This is a genomic window from Ruegeria sp. HKCCA4008, from assembly GCF_013033125.1.
GTDB lineage: Bacteria > Pseudomonadota > Alphaproteobacteria > Rhodobacterales > Rhodobacteraceae > Ruegeria.
In genome coordinates this window covers 270664-284887 of sequence record NZ_WQDM01000003.1, presented here as the reverse complement: position 1 = coordinate 284887, position 14224 = coordinate 270664, and the positions used below count along the sequence as shown (strand labels likewise).

Below are 14224 nucleotides of genomic sequence, written 5' to 3'. Positions count from 1 at the left end.
ACACGATACTGATTTTGCAACCGGTTGCAAATGATATGTTCGGAGCCGTTGCAGATGCCTGAAATCGGAATTGGAATCGTCGGCGGCGGCTATATGGGCAAGGCCCATTCCGTGGCCATGTCAGCGGTCGGCGCGGTGTTCAACACGGCATTGCGACCCCGGCTCGAGGTCATTTGTGCGTCCAGCCCCGAAAGCGCCGAACGTTACAGGACGGCCTATGGATTTGACAAAGCAACCGATGATTGGCGGATATTGGTTGAGGATCCCAGGGTTCAGGCAATCGTCATCGCCTCGCCTCAATCGACACATCGTCAGATTGCCGAAGCGGCGTTTGAATTGGGTAAACCGGTCTTGTGTGAAAAACCACTGGGCGCATCCCTTGACGACAGTCTGGCCATGGTTGCTGCTGCCGAAGCGTCTGGCGCGGTCAACATGGTGGGGTTCAACTATGTTCGTACACCTGCGACCCAATACGCCCGCCAGCTTATTGCCAATGGTGATATCGGGGATATCACCTGGTTCCGGGGGGAGCACACCGAGGATTTCTATGCCGACCCGCACGCTCCTGCCTCCTGGCGTACGACGGGTATGGCCAATGGCACCATCGGAGATCTGGCACCGCATATGGTCAACGGTGCATTGGCGCTGGTTGGTCCGATCGCGCAGGTTATGGCGGATGTTGAAACGGTTCACAGAACCCGACCGGGCGGTGAGGTGACAAATGACGACCATGCCCAGATGATGTGCCGTTTTGAAAACGGTGTTATGGGCAACCTGTATTTCAGCCGCGTCGCGACGGGGCGAAAAATGGGCTATGCTTATGAAATATCGGGAACAAAGGGCGCCATCCGGTTCGATCAGGAGGACCAGAACGCGCTGTGGCTGTATAAGCGGGAAGGGCCCGAAGCGTCCCGTGGGTTCACAAAAATTCTGACCGGCCCGGCGCATCCGGATTACGAGCCCTTCTGCCAGGGTCCGGGCCACGGAACAGGCTATCAGGACCAGATCATTATCGAGGCCAAAGATTTTCTTCAGGCCATCCACACCGGAAAAGCCGCTTGGCCGACCTTTCGCGACGGGCATGAGGTCAACCGGGTGCTTGCCGCCGCCTTGGCATCGTCCGAGCAGCGGCAGTGGAAAGACATCCGCGATTTCTGATCGCTCAAACAAAAAACTTCCAATGAGAGACAATGACCATGGCTAAGTTGAGATGGGGCATGATCGGTGGTGGTGAAGGCAGCCAGATTGGCCCCGCGCACCGCTTGGGGGCACAGGCTGACGGGCTGTTTGAATTTGCCGCTGGTGCGCTGGATCACCGGCCCGAAGCGGGCCGGGAATACGCGCAGCGATTGGGCGTTGCCGCCGATCGCGCCTATGGCGACTGGCAAGAAATGCTGGCCGGTGAGAAGGACCGTGAAGACCGGATTGATCTGGTGACAATCGCCACGCCGAATTCGACACATTTCGAGATCGCCAAGGCGTATCTTGAGGCGGGCTTCAATGTCCTGTGTGAAAAGCCGATGACCATGACTGTGGAAGAGGGTGAGGAAATTGTCCGCGTCGCCGAAGCATCGGGAAAGATCTGCGCGGTGAACTACTGCTATTCCGCCTATCCGATGGTGCGGCAGGCCCGCGCTATGGTGCGCTCGGGCGAAATCGGACAGGTGCGTCTTGTGGTGACCAATTTCAGCCATGGCCACCACGGGGATGCCACCGATGCGGACAATCCGCGCGTGCGCTGGCGCTATGACCCTGCGATGGCAGGGGTTTCCGGGCAGTTCGCCGATTGCGGTATCCACGCCCTGCATATGGCCAGTTTTATCTGTGATGACGAGGTGAAGACGCTTTCGGCTGATATGGCCTCAACGATCGCAAGCCGGGAACTGGAAGACGATGCAATGATCAACTTCCGTATGGAAGGCGGCACGGTCGGGCGTCTTTGGACATCTTCCGTGGCGATCGGGCGCCAGCATGGCTTTGACATACAGGTCTTTGGCGAAACCGGCGGGTTGCGCTGGGCGTCAGAGCAACCCAACCAGTTGATCTACACCCCGGTAGGAGGGCGCACCCAGATCATCGAAAAGGGCGAGGGGGGTCTGCATGATGAAGTGCAGCGCCTGTCTCGGGTCGCCATCGCGCACCCCGAAGGCTTCCCGCTGGCCGTTGCCAATATCTATTGCGATCTGGCGGATGCGATCCGCGGTGAAAGCCGGGATGGCCTGCCCAACGCGGCGGATGGCGTGCGATCGATCGCAGCGGTGCACGCGGCCGTTGCGTCGGGCAAGGCAGATGGTGCCTGGCAGGACGCCCGCCCGCCGATGTTCCGCTGATCAGGGGTGGGGCCGCAACGTGCCCCGCTCGACCACCCGGCAGGGGAAGATACGCGCTTCGGGGTAGCGGTCGGGCGTTTTCAGCATCTCTTCGACCAGATCGACCGACGAGGTGATGATCTGCTTGATCGGCTGATGGATGGTGGTCAGTTTGATGTATTCCCAGCGCGACATTTCCATGTCGTTCAGGCCGATGATCCCGATATCGGTACCCGGTTTCAGCCCGTGATCGGCCAGCGCCGACAGCGCCCCGATCGACAGGATGTCGTCGCCGCAGAAATAGGCCTGCGCCGGGTCACCGGCCAGCAGGCGCAGCATCTCGGCCCGGCCGGCCTCGAAGGAATAAGCCCCGGCGAAGGAGTGGTTGACCGGAATCTGCGCATGGTTGGCCATTTCTTCGATAAAGCCCCGCTGTCGGTCCAGGGACGAGGTCGCATCCTGCGGCCCGCCCAGATAGCCCACGCTGGCATAACCCCGCGCGACCAGCTCGCGCGCGGCCATGCGCCCGCATTCCACATTGTCGATCCCGACCACATGCACCTCGGGCGAGGTGGCAGACCGGCCGAACGTGTGCACCACCGGTACGCCCGCATCGTGGAACGCCTTGGCAAAGCTGGGCGGCAAGGTCGACGAGGCGACGATCACCGCATCCACTGAGTATTGCCGCAGCATGCGTACGGAATTGGCGGGCTCGGTCTCGTCCGTCAGGTTCACGATCAGCGGGCGCAGGCCGCGTTCCTGCAAGGCGCGTGTAAACTGGTCGAAGACTTCCAGAAAGATCGGGTTGTGAAAGTTGTTCGAAATCAACCCGATCAGTTTGGTGCGCCCGGTCGTCAGAGACGAAGCCAGAGCATTGGGGCTGTAGCCCAGCTCACGGGCCGCCTTTTCAACCTTGCTGCGAGTTTTTGCGGAAACCGAGGCACCTTCTGTAAAGGTGCGCGAAACGGCGGACCGTGAAACGCCAGCCAAGGCGGCCACGTCTTTCAGGGTCACACTCACGCTGCGGGACTCCGATTAAAGCGAGGCAGGAAGGCAGGTAAGTTTGGCATTGCCCCAGCATTATGCATCATCGACCTGAACTTGCAACCGGTTGCAACCCTACCACGAAGATTCAACCGTGTTTGAGCGTCGAAACTTTGCAGGCAAAAAGGCGGGTGATGAGACACTCGAACTCCTGACATCTTCAGCAAAACAGAAGCGCATTTTCCAATCCGCAGATGCACCCAAGCGCCGTCTTGCACTGCCGCCAAGGGCACAGGTTCCCAGAGACACCCGGTGTTGTCAGCGATTTGAAGTTGCACAAACTGCGGAGCGGTTCAAGGGCATATCCTTTCCTGCCGCTTTCAAGATCACATCCGATCGAGCCGCAACAGGCATGCGTGACGTCGCATGCGTTGCCAAAAGGGCCATCGGGCAATTGCTTTTTCAACCTTTGGTATTGATCCATGAACGTGGCGCAAATCATGGCCATCCCTTGGTGGACATACATGAGAGAGGCAGTGGAACGCCAACCCGCCCATTCGCAGCGCAGTTGCTATCCAAGACGGAATTTTGTTGGCGTCACACCGGTCTGGCTTCGAAAAAACCGAGTGAAGTGGGACTTGTCGGAATAGCCAAGCATGAGGCCGATCTCGGCAACTGTCATTTTGCTTTCTCTGAGGTGCTCCTTGGCGACATCGACCCGCAGACGCCTTACCTCTCGGGGAAGTGTTGTCTGATGTTTCTGAAGTGCTTTCAGGAACCGCTCGGGCTGGATACCCAGCAATCCGGCCACAACCTCCGGCCCCAGCTCTGACTCATCCAGTTTTCCGCGCAGGACAGACCGCAAAGCGGCCACTACGGTGACGTCTTCATTGTGCCGAATCGTGGCTGTCGGCGTTTCGGACTCCTCTGCCGCATGTTGTAGAAACAACCATTCCACGGGAAAACTGATCTGCATTCCGGGGTTGGGTCCAAGGCCGACTTCGATACCTTTGTAACCGCGTGGCAAGCCAAGGATGTATCTGCTTTCCCATCGCACCCGGGACGGATCCCACGCGTTTCCGACCACGCTTTGCAACAGGCGCACATAGATGGCAGCTCCAAACCCGGTAACCTGAACGGGCGGAACGGTTGGTTCTTGTTGCCGTGCGATCCGATAGATCGCTTTGTCTGCTTCCACGACAAGACTGTGCCGGACGGCGTTGGACTCTTGTGGAACAAGCCTTACGAACCGGGCAAAAAACTCGAACAGAGTGTTCGAGGATTGCAGCGACCGGGCGAATGGCGGCCATCCTTGCAGGTCAAATGTCTCTCCTACATTCAGGCCAAGGTATCGATCCCCTGACAACTCTGAGAAGGCATTCAACAGACCATAGACCAGTTCTGAGTGGACATAGACAGATGGGTCGGACAGCAGGTCGGCCTTCAAGCCGACCTGATCCAAGGCCGGTTGCGGATTGATCCCGCGGTCGGTGAGATATTGCAGAAACGGGGCGGCCAGCGCGAGGCGGATAAAGCCTTCGCTATGCGCTTCAGAAGTGGAGCTGAGTGGCACGCCCGTCACCCTTGTTAAAACCGATGGTTTCGTTCAGTGGCCTTTTTTGCGGTCACATTCGCACATGTTAGTCCAAAAGTGGCAACCCGCCCAAGAGTTTTCGGGCTACGTTTGGTAAAACGTGAATGTGAAGGGAAGACCTATGACCAACATGCGAATGTCCATTTGCCCGGCGGTAGTGGTCGCGGCAGTTTTTGGTTTTTCGGCGGCTGCGCAGGCTCAGGATCAAGAAGATCCTCAAACGCTGTTTACCAATGTGCACGTCTTTGATGGCGTGAATGAGCAACGTATCGAGAATGCAAATGTTCTGGTCGAGGGCAACCTGATCAAGACTGTTTCAACCGAAGCGGTGGACGCGCCCAACGCCGTTGTGATTGACGGCGGGGGGCGGACGTTGAGCCCGGGCTTTGTCGAGAACCATGCCCATTTGATGTTGATGGGGCCTACGCTGCCAGCGATGGAAGCCAACACAACATGGGAGGACTTCGCCATTCACGGTGCACGAATGGCTGAGATGTATCTCATGCAAGGTTTTACCACGGTCAGAGACGCCGGGGGGGCCAATGGTGGGTTGCGCAGGGCAATTGACTCGGGGCAAATCGATGGCCCCCGTTATTACCCGTCTGGCGCATTTATAGGAACGCGAGGTGGTCACGCTGACTTTGCGAATTTCACCGCGCCGCCGGGTTCAGAGACCAACATGAGCCGCCTAAACTTGGCGCAAGAGGTTAGCGGCGTCGATGACGTTTATAAATTCGCGCGTAACAATTTCCGCATGGGCGCAACGCAGTTGAAATTCATGCAATCCGGCGGTGTCGTTTCAGCCTTCGATCCATGGCAATTGCTTGCTGGATCGCCCGAGGAAATTCGAGCCGCGGTACAGGTCGCCAATGAATATGGCAGCTATGTCATGGCGCATTCCTATCGTAAGGAGGCAATCCTTAGTGCGCTGGACGCGGGTGTGATGTCGATTGAACATGGTTTCTCGTTCGACTGTGACATTGCCCAGGTCATGAACGAAAAAGGGGCCTACATCACCACCAACCTGACGGCCTTCGACCCCGGATTGCTGGACATTCCGGCTGTGGCAAACGTGCCGTCGAGCCTGGCCAAGGCAAAATCCGCATCCGCCACTTTTGCGGGCTATATCGACAATATGAAGGAATGCCCGGTAAAGCGGGGGTTCCAGACCGATTGTGTTGGTTCGGTCGAGGCGTGCAATATCCAGATTGCCTACGAGAAGCACCTGAACAATGAATTTTTTGGGCCCTATCAGTCGATGGTCACTTTGACGTCGATCGGTGGCGAGATCGTGGCGCTGTCCGGCGATTTCATGAACCCGTATACGGCCGGAAAACTGGGTGTGATCGAGGAAGGGGCTTATGCGGATATCCTGCTGATCGACGGAAACCCACTTGAAGACTTTTCCGTCGTTGGAACCGGGGATCAATGGTTTGGCGCCGACCCGAGGCCGGAAAGCCCGGAAACGATCCGACTGATTATGAAGGACGGTGTGATATACAAGAACACACTGGACTGACCCAAAAAAACGGTTGGAGAGATTTGATGTTCCCTTGGTTTCGCGCCGCAGTTTTCGCTGGCTTGGTCCTGAGCGGTCATTCCGCAATGGCAACGCCCCATGCGACGCTTGACTGGTCTGACCTTCCGGATCCGTCGGTGCAGGTGTTCGATGACCCTTATCGTGATCTGAGCCCTGAACAGTTTGACGATGTCCTATTCGTCGTGCGCTTGCGCGGCAGGTTGCAGCAGGATGTCGGCAGCGTTGAGGAAAGACAGAAATGGCAAGAGCTTCTGACCGAGACTGAAGACGCCTTGGCCGAGGGTGGCGTTGATGTCGACTGGCTGCTCGATCAGCGAGAGGATGTGAAAGAGCGGCGAAGAAAGGCAGGAACAAACGGAAATCCGCAACTTGATGGCCAGAGTGTTACGCTGACAGGCTTTGCCATTCCCGCGCCGAATGATCCGGACGGGCGAGCGGTTGCATATTTGGTGCCAGAACGCGGGATGTGCAGCCACATGCCCCCGCCTCCGCCCAATCAGATGATCCGGGTGCGGTTGAACGGCGACTGGGCCCCCAGTTACTTCCATGAACCCGTTCGGCTCACAGGTAGGCTGACGATTGAACCCTCGGTTCAGAACATGATGGTCGTGGATGGGCTTGTGCCGATGAATGCAACCTTCAAATTGGAGACGGACAGCGTTGAAACGCTGGTAACGAAGGCCGACGGTCTGGAATGGAGACAGCGTGTAGCCGATCGCGTCCGAGCTGCTGGCAATCGTAAAACTGGCGGCGCAAAGGCGTCGGAATGATAAGGCGCCTTGTTGCCGCATTGAGTATTGCCTGCGCGGGTACGGCGTCTGCGCAGGGGTTGTCCGGGCCTTCTTCGGTCGAGGCCGAGCTGAAACCTGGCGATGGCCTGACCGATCCGCAATACCGTTCCGGATTTCCGCGCAACATCGCGCCGGGTTGGTTTCGGTGGAAAGACCGGCTGGCCGAGAGCGGATTTCGGTTCAACGTGGATTACCTGGCGTTGGGTCAATCCACGAACGCCGATTTGGGAACCGGTGAAGCCGCAGGTGGAATCGCTCGCGTCTACGGCAGTTGGCAGGCAACCGAGCGGGGTTCATTGACATTCAAAATCGAAGATCGGCACGGATACACCGATGTTGCCCCGCAATTCCTTGGGCTGGACGGAGGCGCATTGTCGATCACCGGGACAGCCTTCAACGACAATGGTTTGTTGCTGACCAACCTGTTCTGGACCCAAAGGGCCGAGAACGGCGCGTGGACGCTGCAAGTCGGCCAGATTGATGTGACGGACTTTGTGGATATCTATGGATTGGTCAGCCCCTACAGCGGGTTCCAAAACCTGTCGTTCAACACCAATCCGACAATCAACACGCCCAACCAGGGAATTGGCATTGCCGGTGGGATAAAGCTGAGCGAAAACTTCTACGCCGTTGCCAGCGTTGCTGACGCAAACGCCGATCCGTCTGATCCAAGTTTTGACGTGTTCAGCGATGGCAATCTCTTCAAATCGTTTGAGATTGGTTACACTTCGGGCTTTGATCGCATCTATTTCGACAATGTCCACCTGACCCTTTGGCATGCAGATGCGGCCGACGATGGCAGCCGTGCAGAAGATTATGGCGCCGTGTTTTCCGCGGCTTGGTTTGTCGAAAACAAATGGATGCCGTTCTTTCGGGCAGGGGCGTCGAAAGGCACGGCAGCGCTGTATGATCGTTCGGTTTCTGCCGGGCTGGGCTATTACGGCCGAAACACCGATCTGGCCGGTTTGGGTTTGAACTGGGCCGAAGCAAGAAACATCGACGGCGATCAGTTCACGCTGGAAGCATTCTATCGCTTTTCAATCTCACCCGGTCTGCAAATCACGCCGTCACTACAGTTCATTTCCAATCCGCTGCTGAACGCCAATCAGGATAGCATCACGTTGTTCAGCCTGCGCACCCGGATCGTTTTTTGATGCGGCTCGAAAGCAGCAATTCACACGAAACCAATTTGGGAGGCTCAGTCATGAAAACTTTGTTGGCCGCAAGCGCCATTGCAATCGTATCCGGTGCCGCGCTGCACGCGAGCGAGGAAAGCAAGACATGGGACGCGTCGGATGAGGCGAAGCAGTTTGTGAAGGACACAATCGTTCTTGGCATGTTGGCCAGCCCCTACGGCACCGGCTGGACTGAAGACGAACAGCTGCACACTTACTTCGCGCGGGCTCGGGACAACGGAATAACAGGTCATGAGATGACGCTGGCCGCAGCGGATATGTCTTTTGAGACCTTTCTTGATCAGCACTACCACTTCCGGTCGGCGATGGCGCAACAGCCAGAGAATTACCTGATCGTGAATGAAACCCGCGATATCGAAGCTGCCCATATTCAAGGCAAGACGGCGGTCATCTGGAACAGCCAGACGGCGACGATTCTGGATGGCGACCTGAGGAAGATGGCGTTGCTTAAGGATATGGGGATCAAGAGTATGATCCTGGCCTACAACGATATCTTCCGCACCGGGTCGGGGCAGTTGGCGGCCTATAACGGGCGCGATATCGGCCTGACCCCTTGGGGCAAGTCGGTGATCGATGAAATGGTGCGTTTCGGCATCCTTCTGGACCTGAGCCACACGGGTTCCAAAACGGCCAACGACGCCATGGACTACATGGACGAAAACTATCCCGGCGTGCCTTATGTTTACACGCATTCGGTTCCTGCCGGCCTTTACGCAAACGAACCCGGTGCGACGCCACGCGGGTGTTATCGGGCCATTCCCGACGACGAGGCCCTGCGAGCGGCCAAATCGGGCGGCTATGTTTCTCCGACATTCACTGAATGGATGATGGACGGCGTTTGGCCTGAAGATATCTCACCCAAGCAAGCCGCCGACATGATCGACTACTATGTCCAACTTGTTGGGGTCGACCACGTTGGGATCGCAACCGACGACATGTTCTCGACTGAATTGGTTGTGCAGTTCGCGACTGCAAACGCAAGCATGTATGATGATGGCGGCTATATGATCGACGCGTTCAATAAAGGGGCGACCGGCAACGGTGAGCTGGCCAAAATCCTTGCGGCAATCACCGATGATCTCTGGGCCAGGGGTTATTCCGATGAAGACCTCGAAAAGATCTATGGCGGCAACAAGATGCGGGTTTACGCGCAAGTCTGGGAAGGCAAGCCCCCCGAACAATTTCTGAAAGAATATCCCGAGCGTCTGCTTCTCAGACAGGAACTGCGAGAAGGGTTTTATTCGCGATAGACGTTCAGGACCCGCATCAATGATGATTGGCCCCGGATGCGGAACAGCGCAGGAAATTTTGGGGAATGATAGTGGGTGATGAGAGACTCGAACTCCCGTCGGATTGTTAAAAACGATGCCTTACGGGCGCACTCTAAGGTCAGGACTCATTGATTTGGTTGCCGTCGCCTTGGCTGCGTGCTTCAAGCTGCTGAGTTTCAGAGATGTATCATGAGCAACCTATTCTGGCTGACTGACGAACAGATGGCGCGTTTACGGCCCTACTTTCCGAAAAGCCATGGCAAGCCGCGAGTGGATGACCGACGTTTGCTGAGCGGGATTATTTTTATCAATCGTAATGGGTTGCGGTGGTCTGATGCATTTCGCGAATATGAGCCGCCAAAGACGCTGTACAACCGTTGGAAGCGGTGGAGCGATATGGGTGTGTTCGCTCGGATCATGATGGGGCTCGCTGCGGAGGGAGCCGATCATAAGACCCTCATGATCCCCTCTCGGGACATTGCTGCGCAATGCCCTGCCGGGCAGTGGATGCAACCTGCCTCAAAGCACACCGCACGTCCTCCAGCCTGCGGCTGAAAAAAGGGGCGTGCAAGACTGATCGGTCGCACCAAGGGCGGCATGAACACCAAACTGCATGCCACCACTGACAGCGTCGGTCGCCTTCTTCGGTTCTTTATCTCCGCTGGCCATATGAGCGATTACAAGGTCGCCAGGGCTCTGGTGAACAGTATACCATCGGCTGACTGGCTGTTGGGATATCGCGGATACGATGCCGACGGGTTCAGAGAAGCCATGGTAGACAAGGGACTAACACCGTGCATCCCAGGCCGCAAATCACGCGGCAAGCCTGCCCGGTAGGACAAGCGCCGCTACAAACGACGAAATAGGATTGAAATCATGTTCGGACGCCTGAAGGACTGGTGCCGTGTCGCCACTCGGTATGACAGACGCCCGAAGATCTCCCCCTCAGCAAGCGCTCTCGCGGCAACCGTTCTGTCTTAGCTGTAAATCAATGAGCCGGGAGCCTAAGAAATTGCGCCTGCGCTTGCGTTCGGCCCAACTTGCGCACCGCCTTCAAACGATTTGCCAGCTTTGACCAAAGCCAGACCAAAGGCTGTTTTGGGCAGGCTGTGTTCTTAACGCCAGACTTGGGTCAGGCGTCAATCACGTACAAGATGGCCGCCATCCACATCCAGAACGGAGCCGGTTAAAAACCTGTTTGTCATCGCCATGATCACGGCTTGCGCGATGTCCTCGGCCTCTCCGACGCGTCCCACAGGCAGGCTGCCACCAACCTGCGCAAACATGCCTTCACGTGCTTCTTCCGACATTGCGGCATAGGCTTCGGTTGCGACCATGCCGGGGCTGATGCAATTCACTCGCGCCCGTCCGGACAGCTCCAGCGCCAACCCCTTCGCCAACGCCTCAACCGCGGCATTCACGGCACCGAGGCCCGTGGCCCCGGCGGATGGGCGGCGGCTGAGCACACCGGAAAAGAATGTGATGGAGCCGCCTTTGACCAAGACAGGCAACACTTCGCGCGCAGCCAAATAGGGGCCGATAAACTTGGCCTCGAACATGGCGCGCAGATCGTCTGTTGGCAGATCGGTGAACGCACCATGCGCAGCACTTGAGGCTGAGATCACCAGGTGATCCACCGGGCCCAATACACCGGCCCATGATTTCACGCCGGTCTCATCGGTTGTATCGACCGGTGCAATCTGCACCCCGCCGCCGATCTCGTCTGCCGCCGCATGCAGCTTGGCAGCACTGCGGCTTGCGATTGTGATCTTTGCCCCGAGGGCGGTGGCCATCTTTGCAGTTGCCTTCCCCATACCGCTGCTACCGCCGACAATCACAATGTGCTTGCCTTTCAGGGCGGTTTCGAAAACCGTGCTCATTTCTATGGCTCCTTTTTTGTTGGATTGATCAGTCGATACTCAGCACCAGCTTGCCGGTGGTTTCACCGGCTTCCAGTCGGCGGTGCGCCTCGGCGGCTTGGGCAATGGGCAGGGCGGTGACCTGCGGGCGCAGAATTCCCGTCTCAAGCAGATCAAACACTGTGGCCATATCCGCGCTAAACTGATCGGGGCGATTGACGAGATAGGTGTATATTTCGCTGACACGGACCGAGACGGATTTCCGGAAGTGCTTCGCCAAGTCCTCGGCAAAACTGCCTGCGGGCGGACCGGCAAGAAATCCGAACAGAACTGCGGTGCCCAGAGGCGCCAGCACATCGAGATCTGATTTCAGAGACTCTCCGGAAACCGGGTTCAGCGTTAGATCCACGCCGCGCCCGTCGGTAAGTTCCATCACCCGCGCAGTAACGTCCTCGGTGCGATAGTCGACGACGTGATCGGCACCTTGATCTTTGGCATACCCAACCTTGTCCGTGCTGGTCGAAGCGATCACTGTCATGCCCAGATGCTTTGCGATGTGCAGTGCCATGGTCCCAACACCCCCGGCTGCCGCGTGAACCAGCACGGATTTGCCTGCCATTGCGCCACCCAAATTGACCAGCAAGTGATAGGCGGTCATCCCGTTGACAGGGATAGCAGCCGCGGTTTCGAAGTCCGCCGTTTCAGCCAGCCGGGTGACATAGGGCGCAGCGATCACTGAATGGGTCCCGTACCCACCGGCACCAATCGTCCCCATCCATGCCACGCGGTCCCCTACACAGAAGCCTTCGACACCCTCACCCAGCTCCTCTACAATTCCGCCCCCCTCGATACCGGGTACATGAGGCAGATCGGGCATCATCCCCTCAGGCATCTCACCGCGACGGATGATCGTGTCGATAAAGTTGACCGCTCCGGCTTTGTTGCGGATCAGGATTTCCCCGGCGCCGAGGGTCGGCGTCGCCCTGTTGGCTTTGCATAAAACGTCCGGTTTGCCGGTCTGGGTGATTTCAATGGCGAAAGGCATGAGCTGTCTCCTTCTGTTGCGCAGAAGGTAGAGGTCACGTCATCGGAAGATAATAGTTGATATTGGAAGATATAATCCCAAAATTAGAATAATGATCTACAACGACCTTGCCCTGTTTACTGTCGTCGCCAACCATCTCAGCTTTTCCAGGGCTGCGGACCGCCTGGGTATACCCCTCAGCCGGGTCAGCCGAAGGATTGCAGAGTTGGAAGGCCATCTGGGCACCAAACTGTTCGAGCGGACAACCCGCCAGGTTCGCCTGACGGAAGAGGGCCGCCGCCTTCTGGATCGATGCCAGGACCCGATTGAGTCGTTGCAGGGTATCGCGGGCTTTACCGACGATACCAGACGCCAGAGCATCCGCATCACGGCGCCTCCGTTGGCCGCGCGCACGACCATTGGCCCTCGGCTGTTGGATTTTGCGGAGCAGAATCCGGATGTGGCACTTGAGGTGACCACGGCCAACATCATGTTGGATTTCTTTCGCGACAATATCGACCTGGCCTTTCGGGTCGGCCCGTTGACAGATTCCAGCCTTGTCGCGAAACGGCTCTGGTCGGTTCCCTATTGCTTTTGTGCGGGACAGGGCTTCATTCGGGAGCGTGCGTTGGACGGGCCGATATACAGACCGGACTTTCTTGCTTTGCCCGCTCTGACAGCTGGTCAGCCCTGGGTGCTTGAGAGCGGGGAAACTCTGCAACCGAAGCACACCGCGCACAGTTTAACGGACCTTGATGTCATTGCTCAGGCGGCCCGCCGCAACCTGGGTGTCGCGATGCTGCCTTTGGATATGGTGGACGGAGACCTGCAACGGCTTGAGGTCACGGACACTATCCCTTTGACGCGGGATATGTTCGCAGTCTATCCCAGTCGTCGCCTTTTGCCCGCTCGGGTCAGGAAGCTGATTGATTTTATGGCGCCCGGATAAACCTACCAATCAATTGCAACGCCGTCGCGAAAGAACCCTCCGGTTGGGCCGCCTTTCGGCAAGGTCGCGGCCCAGACAACGCCCTTGGCACCCTCAGAAATCGGACGTCCTCCGCCGCCCATATCCATATCTGTTGCAACCCAACCGGGGCACACGGCGTTAACGAGAATGCCCAGGGGTTTCAACGCGGCAGCGGTCTTGAGGGTTAGCGCATTCAAAGCCGCTTTGGAAACGCCGTAACCGGGTGTGCCGGCGGACATGCTGTTCAGCGACCCCGCGCCAGATGAGACGTTGACGATCCGAGCATCCGTGCCGCGTTGCAACAGTGGCACCGCCGCAATCGTGGTATCCCAAGGGCCGAAAAGGTTCGTATCAAAAGCGCGGCGAACCCGATCCAGATCGGCGAGGTGGACCTGTTGGTCGGTGTCATAGTCCACACCCGCATTGTTCACCAGAACATCGAGACGACCGTAGATAGGTTCAACCATCAAAAAGAAGGCGGCAGCGACAGAGTCCGGACTTGAGACATCCAATTCCAAGGCTTCCGCCGCATATCCGATTTCATCCGCAGCAGCCTGCCCTTTTGCCAGATCGCGTGCACCCATCAAAACCTTCATCCCGTGGTCTCGGGCCAATTGCCGGGACACTTCTTTACCAATGCCGCGATTGGCTCCCGTCACGAGTGCGATGCGCTGACTGGTCATGTT

12 protein-coding genes and 1 pseudogene are annotated in these 14224 nt (G+C 57.5%); 8 read left to right on the top strand and 5 right to left on the bottom strand.

Going from position 1 to position 14224, the window contains the following annotated elements:
• Nucleotides 1–54 precede the first annotated feature (54 nt).
• Together GOW60_RS09390 and GOW60_RS09385 are read left to right on the top strand one after the other, a co-directional pair.
• Nucleotides 55–1158: a Gfo/Idh/MocA family protein gene (locus GOW60_RS09390; RefSeq protein ID WP_171229082.1), complete on the top strand. Its 1104-nt coding sequence runs from the start codon at nucleotides 55–57 to the stop codon at nucleotides 1156–1158.
• Nucleotides 1159–1196: 38 nt separating this feature from the next.
• Nucleotides 1197–2330, top strand: coding sequence for a Gfo/Idh/MocA family protein (locus GOW60_RS09385; RefSeq protein ID WP_171229081.1), 1134 nt, complete (start codon nucleotides 1197–1199; stop codon nucleotides 2328–2330).
• Here GOW60_RS09385 and GOW60_RS09380 read toward each other — a convergent pair whose 3' ends face one another.
• Nucleotides 2331–3329, bottom strand: a complete 999-nt coding sequence (locus GOW60_RS09380) for a LacI family DNA-binding transcriptional regulator (RefSeq protein WP_171229080.1) — start codon at nucleotides 3327–3329, stop codon at nucleotides 2331–2333.
• Between the two features lie 535 nt (nucleotides 3330–3864).
• A complete protein-coding gene (locus GOW60_RS09375; RefSeq protein ID WP_171229079.1) occupies nucleotides 3865–4866 on the bottom strand; it encodes an AraC family transcriptional regulator in 1002 nt (333 codons plus the stop codon).
• Nucleotides 4867–5008: 142 nt separating this feature from the next.
• On the opposite strand from GOW60_RS09375, the gene GOW60_RS09370 reads away from it, so the two are divergent.
• The 5 genes and pseudogenes from GOW60_RS09370 to GOW60_RS09350 all read left to right on the top strand — a co-directional run bounded on the left by GOW60_RS09370 (nucleotide 5009) and on the right by GOW60_RS09350 (nucleotide 10666).
• Nucleotides 5009–6406 (top strand): amidohydrolase family protein, encoded by a 1398-nt coding sequence (locus tag GOW60_RS09370; RefSeq protein ID WP_171229078.1) that lies wholly within the window; start codon nucleotides 5009–5011, stop codon nucleotides 6404–6406.
• A 26-nt stretch (nucleotides 6407–6432) separates the two neighbouring features.
• Nucleotides 6433–7197, top strand: coding sequence for a DUF3299 domain-containing protein (locus GOW60_RS09365; RefSeq protein WP_171229077.1), 765 nt, complete (start codon nucleotides 6433–6435; stop codon nucleotides 7195–7197).
• Nucleotides 7194–8372 carry a carbohydrate porin gene (locus tag GOW60_RS09360; protein ID WP_171229076.1) on the top strand — a complete coding sequence of 393 codons (1179 nt, stop codon included), beginning with the start codon at nucleotides 7194–7196 and terminating at the stop codon, nucleotides 8370–8372. Before GOW60_RS09365 ends, GOW60_RS09360 begins: the two co-directional genes overlap by 4 nt.
• A gap of 50 nt (nucleotides 8373–8422) precedes the next feature.
• The gene (locus GOW60_RS09355; RefSeq protein WP_171229075.1) at nucleotides 8423–9664 is read left to right on the top strand and encodes a membrane dipeptidase; all 1242 of its coding nucleotides are present in this window, start codon (nucleotides 8423–8425) and stop codon (nucleotides 9662–9664) included.
• Between the two features lie 210 nt (nucleotides 9665–9874).
• Nucleotides 9875–10666 (top strand): annotated as a pseudogene (locus tag GOW60_RS09350) (IS5 family transposase).
• Nucleotides 10667–10824: 158 nt separating this feature from the next.
• Here the strand turns inward: GOW60_RS09350 and GOW60_RS09345 are convergent.
• Together GOW60_RS09345 and GOW60_RS09340 are read right to left on the bottom strand one after the other, a co-directional pair.
• Complete coding sequence (locus GOW60_RS09345) at nucleotides 10825–11565, bottom strand: SDR family oxidoreductase (RefSeq protein WP_171229074.1); 741 nt, start codon at nucleotides 11563–11565, stop codon at nucleotides 10825–10827.
• Nucleotides 11566–11593: 28 nt separating this feature from the next.
• Nucleotides 11594–12589, bottom strand: a complete 996-nt coding sequence (locus tag GOW60_RS09340; RefSeq protein ID WP_171229073.1) for a zinc-binding dehydrogenase — start codon at nucleotides 12587–12589, stop codon at nucleotides 11594–11596.
• 91 nt (nucleotides 12590–12680) lie between these two features.
• Here GOW60_RS09340 and GOW60_RS09335 point away from each other — a divergent pair, with 91 nt between their 5' ends.
• Nucleotides 12681–13517 carry a LysR family transcriptional regulator gene (locus GOW60_RS09335; RefSeq protein WP_171229072.1) on the top strand — a complete coding sequence of 279 codons (837 nt, stop codon included), beginning with the start codon at nucleotides 12681–12683 and terminating at the stop codon, nucleotides 13515–13517.
• Nucleotides 13518–13519: 2 nt separating this feature from the next.
• Here GOW60_RS09335 and GOW60_RS09330 read toward each other — a convergent pair whose 3' ends face one another.
• A complete protein-coding gene (locus tag GOW60_RS09330; RefSeq protein WP_171229071.1) occupies nucleotides 13520–14221 on the bottom strand; it encodes an SDR family oxidoreductase in 702 nt (233 codons plus the stop codon).
• Nucleotides 14222–14224: the final 3 nt, after the last annotated feature.